The sequence below is a fragment of the Spirosoma koreense genome (assembly GCF_054777875.1).
The window spans coordinates 80,079-100,056 of sequence record NZ_BAAHAC010000027.1 but is presented as its reverse complement, the minus strand read 5'-3'; the positions used below and the strand labels follow the sequence as shown (position 1 = coordinate 100,056).

The window sequence follows — 19,978 nt, the reverse complement described above, 5'->3', positions numbered from 1 at the left end:
CAGACGGGCGTTAATCGCTCATACTGATCTGAGTTGAGTAGCGTTCGAAAACAGCTCGTCTGTAACGGCTTATGAGCCTGTCCATCTCGGTTATACTCATAGCCGTCTCTTCGGAGTCGTCCAGACTCTCGCGTAGCCCAAAAGTAGAAGACCGGTTGGCATCGGGCAGATTTATAGATTCGGAATCGACTGGTTGATGAAGACGGCAATTTCGTTGAGAATGCGATGTAGACATAACGGGCTTTATTTTGAGGATACACCCATACTATTAGGGAGAGGCAAGTAACCGTTTAATCGGCGTGCCCGCTAACACATACGTTACAATCATTGACACGTATGTTACACGAAACAAAAAAGCCCGGATTGCCGGGCTTTTTTGTTTATCAGGCAGCTACCGATAATTTATCGATAAGTCGTCTGGTACAGCGCCTTCAACGGTCACTGAGGGAAATATTCGATCTTGTCGGCATCGGTGTTGTTGTCCAGCTGGGTTTCCCCACCGCTGCCCCCCACCACCGTCGCACTCACCGTCAGCCGACCCGTCGTCGAGCCGGCCTGCAGCACACCCGTTAAGCCCACGCTCAGCTTCTGGCTCCGGGCAATTACCTGATTGGTGGTCAGCACGTAGTAGTTGGGCCGCGATGTATCCAGGCTCCAGACACTGTTCTGCACGGCCATACCTCCCACGCTCGTCAGCCCCGCATCGAAGCTCAACGGCATCTTCGGATCTTTGCTGATCATCACCGTGATCGGACCCGTGGTGGCCACGCCCGCCACTTCGACCACATCGACGACCACACTGCAGGCCGGCTGGCTGCTCATCGTGCTGGGCCGGGCGTAGAGAACCGGCGTCAGATCGGGGGGCGTGGGGCCACAGGCTGCGGCCGCATCGAAGACCAGACTTACCTCCACTCCGCCCTGCCGGGCTTTGAGCCCGATCGAAGCGCTCTGCCGCATGGAGAGGGGAATCACCAGGTTGGCATTGGACGTCCAGTCGGTGACCCCCTCGATGCGGTACTCGACCGGGGTGCCAGTACCCCCGCTGGTTTGCAGGGTGATCCAGCCCAGCGAACAGTCGTAGGCCGCTACCGACAGCTCGAAGGGATCGGCACTGGGGGCCGGCGGGTTGGGCGGATTGATCGACAGCGAGAAGCTGGTGTTGGCCGTCTGGCCGCTGGGGTCCACGGCAATGACGGTGATGGTGGGCCGGCCGGCCGTCGTCGGTGTGCCACTGATGGTCATACCCGAGAAGATCAGCCCCGGCGTTAGCCCCAGCACCGCGTAGGTCAGGGGTTCGCCCTGAGGATCGGTAAAGGTCCCTGCCGGAATGGTAAAGCTATACGGCTGATACTGGGTCGTTACCTGGCTTGCGATGGGGTTGACCAGGATCGGAGCCGGATTGGTCGAGGACTGGGGGGGCGTGGGCAGCCCGGCACAGTAGGCAGGCAGGTCGAAGACATAGCTGACGGTGATGCCGTTCTGGCGGGCTTGCAGGGTCACCTTCTTGGGGTCGCCCCGTAGCCCCCGGTCGGTGTACTGCTCGGGATTGGTGGTCCAGCCGGTGATACCGACCGCAAAGTACTCGACAGGGCTGCCGTCGCCCCCGGCGGTGTGGAAGGTAATGGCTCCGGTCTGGCAGTCGTAGTCTGGCGCCACCACACGAAACTCGTTACTGGCCTGAATGCTCAGCGTCAGACTGGCGGCCGGGCTGGTGCAGCCACCCAGGCTACAGGTGGCCGAGAGCGTATAGTTGCCGGGGTTACTGACCGTATAAAGGCTCCCGCTGGCCATTCCCGTACCGCCCAGCAGCGTCCAGTTGAGACTACCTGAGCAGCCCGAGGCTGTCACGCTGATGGGCTGATTGATGGTCGTAGTGGCGCTGGCCTGCAGGGTAGGAGCAGTGGGGGGTTGGGTGCTGCCCGTGACGGTCGTCGACGCCACCGCCGAGCAACCGTTGGCACCGACGACGGTGACCGAATAGACTCCGGCTACGCTCACGCTGACCTGATTGGCAGCCGCTAGCGGACTGGTGCCCGGGCTAAAGCGATACGTCGTTCCGCCACCTGCCGTCAGGGTTACGCTGGTCAGGCTACAGGAGAGCGGCCCAGTGTTGGTCAGGCTGGGGGTGGGCAGACTCAGCTGCTGATCGACGCTTGTGCTGGTGGTCGTGGTGCAGCCACTGGCATTGGCCACGGTCACTGAATAGGCACCGGGCGTACTGACCACCAACGTGCTGGCCGAGCCCGGCGTGCCCACCACCCCACTGGCGTTGGTGAAGGTGTAGGAGCTACCACCCGAAGCGGTCAGGGTTACCGACGTGACGGCGCAGGTCAGCGTGCCGCTGCTCACTAAACTGGCCACCGGTAGGCTGTTGATCGTGAGGTTGGCCGTAGCGGTCACCCGTTGCCCATTGGCACTCACCGTCAGGGTATAACTCTGACTTCCTGTGCCGATGGCCGTCAGATTCTGGCTAAAGGTAGTGGCCGACGTAGTACCGGTAATGGGCGTACCCTGCCCATTGGAAAGGGTATAGGCATAGCTACCCGATACGTTGCCCACACTAGCGCTGAAGGTCACTGGACTGCCCACGCAGACTGCACTCGGACTGGCCGACAAGCCTACCAACGTTGGGGTAGGATCGGTGATCACCAGGGTATAGGTCGCACTCACCCCTGAACAACCATTCGCATCGGTGGCCCGCACCGAGATGGGGAAGCTGCCAGGCTGCGTGGGTGTGCCCGACACAACACCGGAGGTGGGATTCAAACTCAAGCCATTGGGTAAGCTGCCGCTGGCCAGGCTGAAACTATACGACCCTGTTCCCCCGGAAGCCACAAAGCTCTGGCTGAAGGCACTGTTCAGGGTCGCTGTAGTGGTAGTTGGACTACTCACCGCGACGGTGCCCGTGGCGCTCTGAACGCTTGTGCTGGTGGTCGTGGTGCAGCCACTGGCATTGGCTACGATCACCGAATAGGTACCGGGCGTACTGACCACCAGGGTGCTGGCCGAGCCCGGCGTGCCCACCACCCCACTACCGTTGGTGAAGGTGTAGGAGCTACCACCCGAAGCGGTCAGGGTTACCGACGTGACCGCGCAGGTCAGCGTGCCGCTGCTGACCAGGCTGGCGGTGGGCAAGCCACTGACCGTGATCACGGTGGTCGCCGAAGCGGACTGACCGGCACTGACTACCGTCAGCGTAAACGTTTGTACACCGGACCCCGTAGCCGTCAGGGTCTGGCTGAACGTTGCATTGTTGCTGTTACCCGTTGTCGTACTGGTGCCGTTGGTCAGGGTGTAGGTATAAGAGCCCGTGATATTGGCTACACTGGCCGTAAAGGCTACAGGGCTACCCACGCAAACAGTAGAGGAGCCGGACGCAAAGCTCACCACGGTCGGTGTCTGATCGATCACCTGCAGGCTGTAGACCGTGCTGGCCACACCCCCACAGCCGTTGGCATCCTGAGCGCTGACCAGCAGGGTGTAACTACCCGCCTGCGTGGGCGTACCACTCAGGACCCCCGTGCTCGACAGGCTCAGACTGGCCGGCAGGTTACTGCTGACCACACTAAAGCTGTACGTGCCGCTGCCGCCACTGGCACTGAAGCTCTGACTGAAGAGTTGCCCCACCGTAGCGGTGGTGGTTGTGGCCGGATTACTGACCGTCAGGGTGGTGGGGTTGCCCTGGTACTCATACGCTCCCCGGTCGATGACTCCGTCGTTATACTGACGAGTCGCCCCCGCCAGATCGGTCGATGGGCCGCTGACCGCACTATAAGCGGCATTGCTGCCAGTGTTGATAGCTGGTGAGCAGTCGCGCAGTTGGGTGGCGGTGGTAGAAACGAAGGGCGAGATCGTTGTGGTGAGGTTGTTGCCCCCGTCGATATAGCCCGTTACACTTGCATCGAACAGACTGTAGCTGGCCGATACCTGATCTCCGCCGTATGGATATACTATAGAGTTGGGGCCTCCATTATTCCACAGTACTGAGTTAGTAAGTTTTACATCACCTCCTTCACTGCAAATGGCCCCTCCCTCACTGGCCTGATTAGCCAGGAATGAAGAATTGGTTATGGTAAGGTCACCACAATAAATGGCGCCCCCCCGATACGCTTTATTACCAATGAAACTGCAATTGATCAGCGTTGTGGGAGAATTTACGGAAAGAGCGCCCCCAATACCCTGGGATGAGTTGTCCTGAAAGATACAGTTGGTTAGCTTCGTACGATCTCCCTGACAATAGATGGCCCCGCCTTCTTCAGTAGCTGAGTTGTTCTTAAACAAACAATCCGTCGCTGTCAGACTACCTTGTCCGATGTAAAGAACTCCACTTTCCCCATCCGTTGCCTTATTCGACAGAAACTGGCAACGGGTCAGAATTACATCCGTATAGCTCTGGGTATTCATTACGCCTGCATCGTCGGCCGTGTTTCCTTCCATTAAGCAATCCGTAAACTCGACCCGTGACCCGTTATTACCCGAGACGAACAAGACTCCGCCACTACCGGTCTGGTTCATTCGCATGGTACTATTTTGTACCGTAAGGTTGACAGGGCCATCGATATAAAACACTCCACCATCGCCATTGCTGAAGTTACTTAGAAAGGAAGAGTTTTTCACGAGGGGACTTCCACCGCCACCAAATGCCATTGCCCCTCCCTGAGAGTTCCCTATATTGTTTTCAAAACGGCAGTTGTCAATGGTTGGGCTACTGCTTAGCGTATAAATGGCTCCACCCTCATCGTCGGCAAAGTTCTTGACAAATAAGCAGTTACGGATAGATGGACTGCTGGAGCTGTTCTTGCCGCTATTAAAAATAGCCCCGCCAAAACCTCGGCTAGTGCCAGTTTCATCGTAACTGGCACTGGTCAGGGTGAGCACAAATCCGTCCAGAACAGCCTGGTTGGTAAGCGTAGCGTTGTTAACAATAAGGTGGAAACTATTGTCGCTGGTCTGGCCTTCATCGCCCTGAGTGCCAATATCGCCCGATAGCGTACTGCTGGACGGTTGCCCCGTGACGGGGTTCACCGCCGGACGCTGGCTCAACTGGCTCTCCGTACCCACAAAACCGCCGTAGATAGCAACGCCCTCTTTCATCGAGAAACTAATGGTGCGGTCGGTGCCGGTGGTGGGCTTGTAAAGGCCCTGAGCTATCCAGACCTGGGCTCCGCAACCGGCGGCCGTGTTGATGGCCGTTTGCAGCGAAGTACCCGCGAAGGCATTGGCCCAGTTGCTGCCGTTCTGGCTACCCGCCCCCGCCTGGGTCACGTATACCACCGTGCCGCAGGGAGGAGCCGCATTGCTCACCGTCAGGCTGTAGACCGTGCTGGCCACCCCTGCACAACCGTTTTGATCCTGAGCGCTGACCAGCAGGGTGTAACTACCCGCCTGCGTGGGCGTACCACTCAGGACCCCCGTGCTCGACAGGCTCAGACTGGCCGGCAGGTTACTACTGACTACACTGAAGCTGTACGTGCCGCTGCCGCCACTGGCACTGAAGCTCTGGCTGAAGGGTTGCCCCACCGTAGCGGTGGTTGTGGCCGGATTCGTGACCGCCACGAGTGTCGTGGCACTGGTAATGGTTGTCGTCGTGGTGCTGAAACAACCCGTTTCGCTGTAGGCCACGGTGACCGAATACACCCCGGCTGCATTGACGATCGCTAACCCATTTTCAGCGTCCTGGCTGACAATACCGGGTCCACTGAACCGATAATCATCTCCGCCTTCGGCCGTTAGAGTCAGGCTGTTGACCGCGCAGGTGAGTTGGCCGCCATGACTGGCCTGCAGCGAAATTGTAGGGGGCGCGTTTACCGTCAGCACATAAGTTGCAGTGGCTAGCTGCCCGTTGTTGCTCACCGTCAGGGTAAAGGTCTGGATACCCGACTGGGTAGTCATTAGTGGCTGACTGAACGCGGTATTGCTGCTATTACCCGTTGTCGTACTGGTCCCGTTGGTCAGGGTATAGGCATAGCTACCCGTGATGTTCCCAAGGCTGGCGGTGAAGGTGGTCTGTACCCCGACGCAAAGCGGATCGGGATTGGCCAGGAAATCGGCGATGGTGGGGGTAGGGGCTACGGGGTTCTGCACCTCCAGCGCCCCCATGTCTACCCGACTGCCCACGATGCGGGGGTTAGCCGCGGCATCGGTAGCGGGTAAGCTGGTAGCCGAATAAGGACCGTTGGCTACGGTCACACTGGCAGGATTACCCGCGTTGACGGCGGAGGAAGTGTTGGGCAGGCTGACATCGCTGGCCGATACAAAGGGCGAGCCGGTTGCTGTCAGATTGCCCGGTCCGCTGGTGTAGCCGGTGATGGCCTGGTCAAGCAGGCTGTATTGGACAGTCGTGGCCACAGTTGTAGTTGGGTTGGAACCCTGAACCTGGCTACTGAACGTGCTGGCCCCACCAGTATTCCACAGTACACAGTTGGTCAACTGAATATCATTCTGCGATGGTCCGTCAGCGCTGTTGATAGTGGAGAGAGTAACCCCACCTGGTACGTTTAGGAAAGAGCAGTTGATGAACGTCGATTGATCGGTCGATGAACTTTGACTTACCGTAAGAAAAGGCAAATTCGGGCCATTGCTATTGGTGTTATTGGCAATGATACAATTCACAAATTGCGGGGCCACTACGGTTGAGATACCCGACGTTCCCTGGTTACTGATCATGCCAAATGGGTTGTCGCGGAACACGCAGTTGATAAAGCTGGGTTTGGTTATGCCTCCAGATACGGCTCTGTTTGCGACAAATATGAAACCCCGTCTTTCGGTGTTCGTGGCAGGCAGATAGCCCGTAAAAAGCAAATTACGGTATTGTGGACTACTCTCATTACCGACGGGTTGGCCTTCTTCTGTATAGGTAGGGTCGCCACTACTGACATTGGTAATGGTTCCGATGCCTCCACCTTCGGCGTAATTAGCCTGGGCAATAACGGCGCCATCCAGAATGGCTGTACTGGTCAGTCGACGGGTATTATAAATGATGTACGCAGTGTTGTTGGCCGGGGTGCCGTCGCTGTCAATATCGGCCGAGAGCGTGGTCGAAGAGGGATTGCTGGCCGTAATGGGAGGCCGCTGACTCAGGTCAGTCTCTGTACCCTCAAAGCCACCATAAATGGCCACATCGGGTAGCATCGAAAAAGCGTCGCTGATCTGCTCCGACCGGGGTGTGTACACACCCCGGGCAATCCAGATTTCCCGCAGATTGCCGGTACAGGAATACTTCAGCGCTGACTGCAAGTCGGTAAAGGCGTCTTGCCAGCTTAGGCCCGTGTTGGCCCCCGAGGCATTGGCTTTCACATACAACCGCGTCACACCCGACTGGGCCACCGTCAGACTCGCCACGGCTGTGGCCGCCGGGCCACCACTGCTCACCGTGAGCGTATAGTTCTGGACGCCCGAGCCGCTGGCGGTCAGGTTCTGGCTGAAGTTGCCGCTGGCCGAACCGGTCAGGGGGCTACTGCCGTTGGTGAGGGTGTAGTTGTAGCTGCCCGTCACGTTACCTACCGTGGCGGTAAACATCACCGGACTACCTGCGCAAACCGAGTTGGGGCTAGCCGCAAACCCGGCCAGAGTAGGCGTAGATGACGTATTTGTCAGGCTAAAATTGATGATAGGCGAGGCTCCCCTGGCCGTAGCTGCCACCGTGTAGGGCCCGCCCGCTGTGGCATTCGCTGTTACACTGGCTTCGGCTATACCACCTACAATCGTAGCTGAAACCGGACCAGGGCTAAGACCAGCGCCCGAACCCGGCCCAGTGTAGGTGACAACTCCACCATCAACGGGTTCGCTGTTAGCACTGCTTACCGTCGTCCGCAGTGGACTGGTGAAGGCTGTGCCGACTGTGGCTGACTGACTGCTGCCGCTGGTGAGGGCCAGGGTGAAACCCCGCGACTCAAACGAACCAATGTCGGTTGTTCCAACCCGGCTGATGCCACGTGTATCGGTGGTAGGGGCACCGGAAGATGTACCTGCATTGATGGCGGGGCTGCCCGGCAACAGGGCATGGGTTTGGGTTGCGCCACCGTAGTTGCCCAGTGGGGCCAGCAGGGCATTAACGCCCACGATGTTGTTGTTGACACCGTCGGTTAAACCACCCGAACCACCCGTGCCGATTACATTATAGGAGGACGAACTAATAGTGCCTGAATTAGTAATATTAGTGGCGAGGCTACCATCAGGATTGGTATTTCCGGCAATGATGCAATTTTTAAAAGACCCGGAAGATCCCGGATCGACCAAGACCCCTCCTCCGGCACTACTTTTATTGAAGGCAACAGTCGTATTGATGAAAGTAGCATCACCCGTAACAATTCGAATAGCTCCTCCCCCAACGGTAGAATTTGTTCCGGTAGTCGTATTGTTACTAAAGGTGCAATTGACAAAGGTAGTCGATGCGCGTGTTGCTACTCCTCCTCCGCCAAATACGGCTGCATTGTTGGTAAACAAACAATCGGTTATCGTAGAATTGGTAGCACCTATATGGGCCCCACCACCATTACTACCATTACTAATAGTCGTATTATTTATAAAGACACTACCGGCTACACTCAAAAAATCACCTCCGTGAGCAAGACCACCACCATAAGTTCCTGCCGAATTACCATCAAAGCGGCAATCAATCACGGTTAGTCTATTCTGATTACGCACACCACCGGCATCGTAAGTAGCCGTATTGTTAAGAATGGTGCAGTTGGTTAGTGTCAATATACCATCATTCTGGATACCTCCTCCATTATCCTGATTAGCAAAGCCATTGGCAATGGTAAATCCATTGAAACTGACGATGTTGTCATTATTGTCTTTGTCAAAACGCAGGATGTTAAAAATACGATAATTACCCCCCGAATTTCGGCGCACTGTCAGGCTGCTGGCTCCCGGCCCGATAAAGGTAACGTCTCTGGAGATGTCGGGCAGAGCACTGGCCAGGTTGATGGTACCGCTTAGGCTGGCCGTGATGGTGAAGGGACCGGGGCAGGAGGTTGTGGCTATGTTGAGCATGGCCTGGCGCAGGCTGCCCGCTCCAGCATCGTTGGTGTTGGTCACTGTGTACATATTAGTACAGGCTTCGCTCACCACCAGGATATACGTAGCGCTCACACCCGAACAACCATTAGCATCAGTGGCCCGGACGGTAAAGGAAAAATTACCACTCCCGGTGGGCGTACCTGACAACACACCGGTTGTGGCATTTAAACTCAGATTAGCAGGCAGAGTGCCACTGGCCAGACTGAATGTCAGGGGAGTTACCCCACCGCTGGCGGTAAAGCTCTGGCTGAAGGCCGTCCCCTGGGTAGCCGTGGTGGTGGCGGGATTCGTTACCGATACCGTCGCGGTGGTGCTGGTGACAGTGGTGCTGGTAGTACTCACGCACCCACTGGCATTGGCTACCGTCACCGAATACGTCCCCGGCGTACTGACTGATCGGGTGTTGCCTGATCCAGCCAGCACCGTACCGATCCCATTGGTAAAGGTGTAGGAGCTACCGCCCGAAGCCGTCAGCGTCACGCTGGCCAGCGTGCAGCTCAGCGGGCCATTGTTGGAAAGATTCGCCGTGGGCAAACTGTTAATCGTTACGTTGGTAACAGCCGATGTCGACTGGCCATTAGCACTGACAGTCAGAATTAAAGTCTGACTACCAGGGACCTGGGTTGCTAATCCCCTGGTAAACGTAGCGGACGTTTCTATATCGGAAAAGATAATGTGATTACTATACTCCAGGGTGAACGAATAACTACCCGTTACGTTGCCAACCGTGGCAGTGACGGTAATTGGCTTACCCAAACAAACCGAATTTGGATTAACTGTGAAGCCCGTGATGGTGGGGGCGGCCGCATTGACGACCAGCGTATAGGTCGAACCGACGCCCGAACAGCCATTGGCATCCGTGGCCCGCACCGTGATGGGAAAACTCCCGCTCTGCGTGGGTGTGCCTGATAAGACGCCGGTAGTGGAATTCAGACTCAAGCCATTGGGTAAGCTGCCACTGGCCAGACTGAAACTACGGGGTGCGGTTCCGCCACTGGCCGTAAAGGTTTGATTGAAGGCCGTCCCCTGGGTGGCATTCGTGGTCACCGGGTTGCTCACCGACACCGTCGCGGTGGTGCTGGTGACGGTGGTGGTGGTGGTACTCACACAACCGCTGGCATTGGCGACTGTCACCGAGTAGGTCCCTGCTACCGTCACCAGGCGGGTGTTACCCGATCCGGCTAACACGCTGCCACTGCCGTTGGCAAAGGTATACGAGTTGCCCCCTGATGCGGTTAAGGTGACAGTGGTGAACGTGCAGCTCAGTGGCCCGTTGTTGGTCAGTCCCGCCGTGGGCAGGCTGTTAACCGTTACGTTGGTGGTGGCGCTGGCCGACTGGCTGTTGTCGCTGATGGTTAGGGTAAAGGTCTGATTCCCCGAGCCCGCAGCGGTCAGGTTCTGGCTGAAGGCCGTACTGGTGGTCGTACCCGTGGTGGTGCTGGTGCCGTTGGTGAGGGTGTAATTATAACTGGCGGTTACGTTGCCAATGGTGGCCGTGAAGGTGATAGAACTACCTACACAGACGGTATTGTCTACCGTAGTAAAGCTCGTGATGGTGGGTGCTCCGATCGTATTGGTCAGGTTGAAGGTACGGGCTGGGCTAGCCCCGTTGGCACTGGCTGTCACCCCATAAGCACCTCCCACCGTGGCATTGGCCGTGACGGATGCTGAAGCCGTGGCGGTGCCAATACTGGCCGTTATGGATGCGGGGTTGATGCTGGCACCTGAACCTGGCCCCGTAAACGTCACCACGCCCCCGGCCACTGGCTCGCTGTTGGCACTGCTGACGGTGACCACTAACGGATTGGCGAAGACCGTATTGACCGGAGCACTCTGGTTGTTGCCACTGGTTAAGGCCATGGCAAAGCCCCGTGACTCAAACGAGCCGACGTCGGTAACCCCAACTCGGGAAATACCTCGATCATCAGTCGTGGGGGCACCAACAGCTGTACCGGCATTGATGGCCGGGCTACCCGGCAGCAGCGCATAGGTTTGACGTGGACCCCCATAGTTGCCCAACGCAGACAACAAAGCATCGACCCCTACCTTATTGTTGTTGACTCCGTTGGTCAAGTCACCCGAACCACCGGTGCCAATTACATTGTAAGATGAACTCGCATCGACTGGGCCAAAAATATCGGGATTGACATTTGCACTATTGCCAGCAACAATACAATTTTTTAGCAACGGAGGTACTGCGTTGAGATTGACACCAAGGGCTCCATTGTTTCCTGTGTTGCCCGCGATTGTCGTATTGGTAATCTTGACGAGTTGTATGTTCTCAACATCACTGATGGCATTACCTTGACCACCTGCATTATTGCCGCTAAAAGTACAATTGGTTACAATTGCAGCAGCATCTGCCCGAAAAATAATCCCTCCTCCTGCGATGTTTGCCTGGTTATCCTTAAACAGACAATTCGTAATCGTGGCAGACCCGTTGTATACACAAATGGCCCCCCCGCTGGAACCAACCGAGTTATTTGAAAAGGTAGAGTTCGTTACCTGTAGAAGCGACCCTTTATGGCCAATGGCACCACCAATACTCCCCGAGCCTACCATCGTATTATTTATAAACACTGAGTTAGTAACCGTTAACTCATTTAGATTTTGAATTGCTCCGCCACAATAACGTGCCTCGTTATCGCGAAACGTACAGTTTGAAACAGTTACGATGCCCGCTTGATTGTTAATTGCTCCCCCGTCTAATTCTTCGGCAAAGCCATCGGCAATAGTAAATCCATTGAAGCTAACCGTAGTGGTATTGGGGATATTAAAAATGCCGTAATTCCCGCCCGAACTACGGCGAATAGTGAGGCTGCTGGCCCCCGGCCCGACGAAGGCAATGTCTTTGGTAATATCGGGCAGCACGCTAGCCAGGTTAATGGTGCCGGTGGCGGTGACATTGATGGTGAAAGGACCTGTGCTTCCTGAGTTCATCACACTAGTCATGGCCTGCCGTAAGCTGTTTGATCCCGCATCGTTGGTGTTCGTAACCGTAAAGGTCGTCTGCGCCTGAGCCAACGTAGCGGTAAGAACGAGAAGCGAGAGGAAAAGAACGTAAACGCTTTGTTTCATAAAAAGAAGGCTTGAGTAATTATAGGAAATTCATTTTTGAGTAGGCTAGGCCACACCAGATTGTGGGTAATGATCGGTTAGCAACAGACGCTTAAGCATACGCTTGACGGCCACCCACCGCCGACGCGACACTGGCAATACATTCCCCGAACGCATATAGACCAGCCCACCCTGATCGGGGGCAGTCTGCTCCATTCGCTCGATGTAGTGGACGTTGAGTATGCAGTTGCGATGGGCCCGAACAAACATTTCGCTGGGCAACTGAGGGACGTAGTACTTTAAGGTGCGGGCGACAAACAGGCGCTGCCCATCTTTCCAGTGGAGCCAGCTATAATTGCCCTCCGACTGCAGAAACATCAGGTCGGTAAGCGGCAGCGTAATCTTGCCCGTTTTCTGGATGTACATTCGGAGCGTGTGGGCCGGTAGTGATGGATTCATAACGGACTCGTTAATAAAGAGGAAGCTCGAATAGCCAGTATCAAAGACTGTTTCGAAATCGCCCGCTAAGTACTCTTAATCCGTCTCGGTACGCTAACACTCTCGTTTCATTCATTAACAAATATGTTTCGTTTTTTGCAAAACGATCAGATTTTGAACGGTTTATGTATTAAACGGTCAGTAGCCGTTTACAAAACGGGCAGGCCTGGCTTGCCATACTGCGAGGGCAGTACCCGATACTGTTCCTGGAAGACTTTGGCGAAATAAGAGAGGTTGTCGAAGCCAACGGCATAGGCTACCTGCGTCACACTCAGCTCGCCCCCGGCCAGGAGCTCGGCGGCTTTGGCCAGCCGGATGTCGCGGATAAACTGGGTGGCCGTCGTGTTGGCTATGGCTTTCAGTTTGCGGTGCAATTGCACCCGGCTCAGGCTGGCGGCAGCTGCCAGCTCTTCGACCGAAAAGGCCGTATCGTCGAGGTGTTGGTTGACGGCCGTCGTCAGCCGGTCAATGAAGTGCTGTTCGGCACTGGGAAGAGCAGGGCCAGCCAATGACGGAACAACCGTAGGCTGCTGGTCCGGGGCTGTGCTGAACCGCTCGTACAGGCGTTTCCGCTGGTCGATCAGGTTGCGCACTCGGGCCTGTAGCTCATTTCGATTGAAGGGCTTGGTCAGGTAATCGTCGGCACCCAGCTCGAACCCTTCGATCCGGTCTTCAACCGTGGCTTTAGCCGTGAGCATGATCACCGGAATGTGGCTGGTGGCTTCTTGGCTCTTGAGGGCTTTGCAGAACCCGAAGCCATCCAGCCGGGGCATCATCAGGTCGCAGATCACGATGTTCGGCAGTTGCGCTGTCGCCTGGGCCAGTCCCGCCAGCCCATCGGCCGCTTCAACAATCTGATACGAATCTTCGAAAATACTGCGTACATACGTCCGGATATCGGCGTTATCATCGATGATCAGCAAAATATTCTCCGCACTGATTGGCGCGGATGAACCAGACGCATCGACGCCGTCCGAAACGGGTAAAGGAACCGGTGGTGCCACCTGATGCAGGGCAACCGTATCGGGCATCGCATCAGGTATATCCGTTTGGTTCAATGCAGTTGGCTTACGCGATGCAACGAAGGGGAGCTGTACCGTAAACTGGGTGCCGCTTCCTTCGGTACTGACCACATCGATGGTTCCGTTCAGCACCCGGACCAGTTCATTGACCAGCGCCAGGCCGATGCCCGTGCCTTCATACGGCCGGTTTACCTGCCCCTGAACCTGATAAAACCGCTCGAAGATATGCGCCAGATTCGCCGGGGCAATACCGATGCCCGTATCCGCAACAATGACCTGCACCGGATCGGTTGCTCCCGCTTCCGGATAGCGGACGGTCATTCGCACTTCGTTGCCCGCAGGCGTAAACTTGAAGGCATTCGCCAGCAGGTTGGTCACGATTTTTTCCAGCTTATCGCGGTCGAAATCGGTTTGGAATCGAGAGGTATTCTGGCTGAACCCGAACTGGAGCTGACGGCTCTCGGCCAGGGAATCGAAAGAACTGGCTATCGTCCGGAAAAACGCTGCCAGATCGCCCGGCTCCAGCTCCGGTTTGAGCTGACCGGCTTCCAGCTTGCTCAAATCGAGCAGTTGATTGATCAGGCTGAGCAACCGGTTGGCGTTGCGCTGAATCAGCGGGAAGCGGGCATCATGCGCGTACTCCTGAACCACCTGCTCGATGGGCCCCAGAATGAGCGTGAGCGGTGTTCGGAACTCGTGGGAGATATTCGTGAAAAACTGATTTTTCAGCGCATCCAGTTCGGCCAGCCGGCTGGCTTCCTTCTGCTCGAACCGGACTTGCTGCTGTAGCAGCAGTCGCTGCGTCTGAAAGCAGTAAAGCTGCCAGCCGATCACGGCCAGCACCAGCGCATACAACAGATAGGCCCACCAGGTTTGGTAAAAAGGCGGATGCACCCGCACCCGCACCGTAACGGGATCGCTCCAGACCTGCCCGTCGGGCGACCCGCTCACCTGAAACGTGTAGCTGCCGGCGGGCAACTGCGCATAGTTGGCAAAGCGGTTCGTACCGGCTTCCACCCAGCTTTGGTCGATACCCTCCAGCCGGTAGCGGTAGCGATTTTTGGCCGAATTGGTATAATCCATGACCCCGAACTCAAACGTTATCAGGTTCTGCGTATGCGATAGGTCGATAGACGATGTGTATTCGATTCCCTGGGTCAGGATACCATCGGGACCACCGACAGGAATGGTTTCGTTATTGACTTTCAGGCCAATGATATTCACGGTTGGTTTTCGCCCTAGGTTCGGTATCACGTCGGAGGCTCGGAAGCGGGTCAGACCGTTGACGCCCCCGAAGAGCAATTCATCGGACGGAGTTTTAAAGAAAGAACCCGTGTTGAATTCATCATCCTGTAAGCCATCGGCTTTGGTGTAATTCCGAAACGTCCGGGTCTTCGGATTGAACTGAGCCAGCCCCCTGTTGGTGCTCAGCCACAGATTCTTGTACTCGTCGGCCAGAATTCCGTACACCACTTTGTTTGGCAGCCCCTGGGCTTCGGTGATGTGGTCGAATTTGCCGGTCTGTTTATCTAATCGAACCAGCCCGCTTCCTTTTGTCGTCACCCAAAGAAAACGGGCTGGTTCGTAGGGGTCATCGAGCAGGCTTAGCACGAAGTCATTGCTCAGACTCTGGCGATCGGTCTGGCTGTTCCTGTAGATCGAAAAAGCAGGATTGGTTTGTGGATGATCGGCCCGGATCAAGCCCTGTTGCGTAGTGATCCAGAGCGTACCGGCCTGGTCGAAATACAGGAAATTTGTTTCGATTTCAGATCCTTTTAGCGGTAATAAAGCCTGATACGAAAACACCCGGAACGTTTCCGTCTGCGGATCGAAGCAAAGGAGCTTTCCGTCCGTAGCGCCGATCCAGAGCCGTCCGGCCTTATCTTCTGCGGTATAGTTTCGGTATAGTCCAAAGGACGTGCCAGCCGGTAGCGGGTATTTTTTGAGGAGCCGCCAATCGCTGGAAAACCTGAGCAGACTCATTTCCTGCGTTCGAAAATTAGTATTCGATACCCAGAACGTGCCCTGTCGGTCCTGCATCATGTACTGATGGTTTCTGTCGTCGGGCGGAATGTTCTCTCGTAAAAATGGCCGGAGTTGGGTAGTAAGCCGATCAAATTGAGCATACGTGTAGCCTGTATTCACGTAGATTCGACCCTGTCGGTCGGCGTACAGATACGTAAGGCTGGTATTGGCCAGCGACGAATGAAACTGCCGGACATTCGGATTGAATTTTCGTAACCCATACCCGCTGGTTCCCAGCCATACATTCCCGGTCCGGTCTTTCAGTATGTTGGTGATGGTGTAGTTATTGGATGGGAGCGTCGTGAATGCGTCACGTGCCGTCAGACTGTCTCGGCGAATCAGCTCATCCGTCGAGAGGACCCAAAGTAATCTGTCTGCAGCAATCGCTATGGTTACGGAATCGATTTCTTTTAAACCGGCTGCGCTGCTGGGCAGCAGAATGGTTTTCAGTTGGCCACGATGGAAACAGAAAACCTTGTTATCGACGGTCCCGAACCAGGCATTTTGACTGGCGTTTCCGTAGGATGCCGCCAGGTCGGCCGATCCGTGTCGAAAGGGATTAAATTGCCCTGTTTTCGCGGGATCATGCCAGTTGAACCAGTATAAGCCGTGCGAACACACCGCCAATGCCTGTCCGTCGGGGCGAAAACTAAGGTGGTTGATGGGCTTATTGCCTACGGCTTTGTCGATTGGAGCCTGTACAATCTGAACCTGACGGGTAAGATTCGGTGAATCCGGAAGCTTGGTGTTTAGTGGAGCGGATAAACTGATTTTGAATAGCTTATCGGTAGTCGTTACTACCCAGATGTTGTGTTGTGGGTCCTCGTAGAGTCGTTTGAGCTGATAATTCTGCGGCTGGAGCGACGTCTGATCATGAAGGTTGATGTGATAGAAGCGCTGCGTATGGGGATCGAACAGATCAAGTCCCTGATTGAGTGTACCGACCCATAGCCACCCGCGCTTATCGACCAGTAATGTCGAACAGTTGTTGTCGGAGAGGCTGTAATCGTTATACGGATCGTGGGTGAAAGCCGTAAAATTATATCCGTCGTAGCGGTTGAGCCCGTCTTTTGTCGCTACCCAGATGAATCCCTTGTGGTCCTGCTTGAGGTCGAAGACCATTCCCTGCGACAGGCCATCGGAAATTGTCAATTCCTGCCAACCCGTCGACTGGGCGAAAAGACCAAAAGGCAGAACCAGCAGCAAGCACAAGTAACGTAATCGCATTCTGACGTGAATTGGCACTCAAAGTACGAAAAAACAGTCACTTGCGATTCCTGAACATATCTAGAGAGACTAAAAAAATTAAATAGAAAGTTATATAAATTCCTGAATATAAATTGGTTGTCTTTGTAAATAGACACTAATCGGCGAAGGTTGAATTTACTGACAAAATACTAAAAGAACTCACTTAGAAGTGAGCAGCCAGCATAGGCCTGATGAGCCCGGTATGACTCCGCCCAGCCGGGCAGGCGGTCATGCTAAGGTTTTGCGGAAGAACCGGCAGTTGATTGTACATTGAGTACCGTCCTGGTTCGCCACTGCTGCAGTTGGGTGAGCAGTTTCGACCGGACAGCCGGGAGTTTTTCGGATAGATCGGTTTGTTCGCCCGGGTCGGCGGCCAGATTGAACAACTGCACCTGACCGTTGTCGAAATACGAAATCAGCTTGAAATCTCCGCTGCGAATGGCTCCGGCCGATCGTCCACCCAGGAAATGAGGCTTGGGTAACGGATAATGCCAGTAGAGCGTCCGCGAGGAGGGCTTCCCATTCTTTCGAAGCACACGAGCAAAGCTGACTCCGTCGAGCACCAAATCGGAAGCGGGTTCGACCGACGCCAGTTCCAGCAGCGTGGGGTATATGTCCAGTGTGTTGATGACCTGTTCAGATACCTTACCGGCCGGGATCGAAGTGGGCCAGTACGCGATAAACGGCTCCCGGATGCCGCCCTCGTACAGCTCCGATTTGCCACCCCGCCAGGGTGCATTTGATGTTACGTTGCTCTCGCCCCCGTTGTCGGACGTGAACAGAATCAGCGTATTCTCGCTTAGCCCCAGCTCGTTCAGGGTAGAAACGATCTGACCGACACCGTCGTCGATACTTTCGAGCATAGCGGCTAACTCCGGGTTGTTCTGCCGGATACCCGCACCAGATTTCTGCCGATATTTCGCCACTTTGTCGGGTTTGCCCGCCAGCTTGGTATGCACCGCGTAATGCGATAGGTACAGGAAGAAAGGGCTGGCCTGATTGCGCCGGATAAAATCGACCGCTTCGCTATTCAATCGGTCGGTCAGGTATTCGTTCGGAACTTTAGCCGAAACGTCGGGCATGAAAAAATACGGATGAAAATAATCACCATTGGCAATGTAGCCGGTTTCGGAGCAGATCACCTCGTCCCAGCCGTGCTTGGCGGGTTCGCCCTTTTTCTTCGTGTAATCGCCCGTTAAGTGCCACTTACCGATAAGCCCCGAATGGTACCCGGCTTTCTTCAGTTGCTCGTTCAGCGTTACGTAATCCGGCGACAGAAATTTTTCGTCTTTCGCGTCCAGGTAGTCCGTAATGCCCACGCGGGCCGGATGCTGCCCGGTCATGAGCGCAATGCGCGTGGGTGTGCAGACGGGAGCCGTTGCATACGCCTGAGTAAAGCGCATCCCGCCAGCCGCCAGCCGGTCCAGATTCGGGGTTTCATTGAAGTGCAGTCCGTCGGTACGATTGCCGTAGCAGCCCAGTTCACTCCAGCCCAGATCGTCGGCCAGAATAACGATGATGTTGGGCCGGCGGGTCTTCCCCGCTTGTCCAAAAACCGCGTTTCCGATCAGCAGAAGTAGGGTAAGCAGAAAAAGTAGGGGACTGGTTTTCAACGTCATGGGTAACTGTCTAAACGTAGTGTGTGCTTTAGTATAGAATGACAAAATTCTATTTCTTCTTTTGCGTATAAGAGATATCCAGCGCGGCACCGGTATCGCCCTGTTGCTTCATCCACGCTTCCAGTTTCTGCCGGTATTGGTTGATGCGGTCCTGATACACAGGATTCGTAGCCAGGTTATTCAGTTCCCATGGATCGGCCTGCGTGTCGTAGAATTCGACGGCGGGGCGTTTCACAAAGCGCTCGGTAATTCGTCGGGCGTTCGGGTCGTTGGTCGCCTGATGGGTCCAGGAAGACCACACCGAATCGGGGTCCTGCTTCTGGGCGTTCATCATGAACCGGTTGTAATACTCTTTCTCTGGCGTCAGATTCAGAATGAGCTTATAGCGCGTGTCGCGGATGCTGCGGATGGGGTAGGGGTTGCCTTCGGGAATGTTGTTGTGGATGCCATAGGCGTACTCCCGCGCCTGGGTACGTTTGCCGGTCAGCACCGACAGAAAGCTTTTGCCGTCCAGGCTGGCGATGGGCTTACCGCCCGCTATGTCAATGAGCGTGGGCGTGATGTCTTCGTACTGAACCAGCGCGTTGGTTTGGGCTCCGGGTTTGACCGCGCCGGGCCATTTGACCAGCATCGAGCTCTTCTGGCCAACATCCCACAGGTTCCATTTAGCTCCCGGAAACTGCGCGCCCTGTTCGCCCAGAAACACGACGATGGTGTTCTTATCCTGACCGGTTTCGCGGAGCAGCCGGGTAATGTCGCCCACCTGATTATCCAGTCGCCGAACCTCCGCCAGGTACTTCATAAACTGACGTCGGGTAACCTTCGTATCGACCCAGTTTTTGGGGAGAATCAGTTTGTCCGGATCAAATTCGGTGGTGTCGCCCGCCGTCCAGGGCGTATGCGGGTTGATGCTCATGACGAACAGACAATACGGCTTTGTGTCTCGTGTCATGAATTCCTTCACGTCATCGAGTTCGTAATCGTCCGTTGGCGCCACGCAGTTGGGTTCGAAGCCTTTCACGATCTCGAACGGAAAGACGGTTTTGGGTTTGGTCACGTGATCTTTACCTGTCAGCCCAACGCGGTAACCCAGATCGCCCAGGTAATGGCCGACGCTTTTCAGATTGTCGTATACGGGCTTGTGGTTCTGAAACGACCCATGCCGAACAGGATACAAGCCCGTAAACAGCGACGCCCGCGTCGGTACGCACATCGCTTCGGAGGTATAAATCTGATTGAATTTGAGTCCTTCAGCCGCCAGCGCATCGATGTGCGTGGTTCGTAGGTTTTTGCCACCGTAGCAACTCAACTGCCAACTGTCCAGATCGTCGGCCATAATGAGGATGACGTTAGGCTTCCGGGCCGCCGGCGACTGCGCCAGAGACGAAAGTACCGGGACGAGTGCGAATAAAAGGAGAAGTATATTTTTCATAAGTTAATGAATAATGGATAATGAATAATGCACTGATCGTCAATATGCTATGA

Annotated in this window: 5 protein-coding genes; all 5 read right to left on the bottom strand. The window is 55.4% G+C overall.

Going from position 1 to position 19,978, the window contains the following annotated elements:
• Positions 1 to 438: 438 nt before the first annotated feature.
• Entirely contained in the window at positions 439 to 12,102 is an 11,664-nt protein-coding gene (locus ACYVC2_RS25890; RefSeq protein WP_461107391.1) for a putative Ig domain-containing protein, read from the bottom strand.
• A 45-nt stretch (positions 12,103 to 12,147) separates the two neighbouring features.
• On the bottom strand, positions 12,148 to 12,540 hold the full coding sequence (locus tag ACYVC2_RS25885; protein ID WP_461107389.1) for a LytR/AlgR family response regulator transcription factor: 393 nt from the start codon (positions 12,538 to 12,540) through the stop codon (positions 12,148 to 12,150).
• A 188-nt stretch (positions 12,541 to 12,728) separates the two neighbouring features.
• On the bottom strand, positions 12,729 to 16,853 hold the full coding sequence (locus tag ACYVC2_RS25880; protein WP_461107387.1) for a hybrid sensor histidine kinase/response regulator transcription factor: 4,125 nt from the start codon (positions 16,851 to 16,853) through the stop codon (positions 12,729 to 12,731).
• A gap of 254 nt (positions 16,854 to 17,107) precedes the next feature.
• Complete coding sequence (locus ACYVC2_RS25875) at positions 17,108 to 18,493, bottom strand: sulfatase (protein WP_461107385.1); 1,386 nt, start codon at positions 18,491 to 18,493, stop codon at positions 17,108 to 17,110.
• Positions 18,494 to 18,542: 49 nt separating this feature from the next.
• On the bottom strand, positions 18,543 to 19,925 hold the full coding sequence (locus tag ACYVC2_RS25870; protein WP_461107383.1) for a sulfatase family protein: 1,383 nt from the start codon (positions 19,923 to 19,925) through the stop codon (positions 18,543 to 18,545).
• Between the last annotated feature and the right edge of the window lie 53 nt (positions 19,926 to 19,978).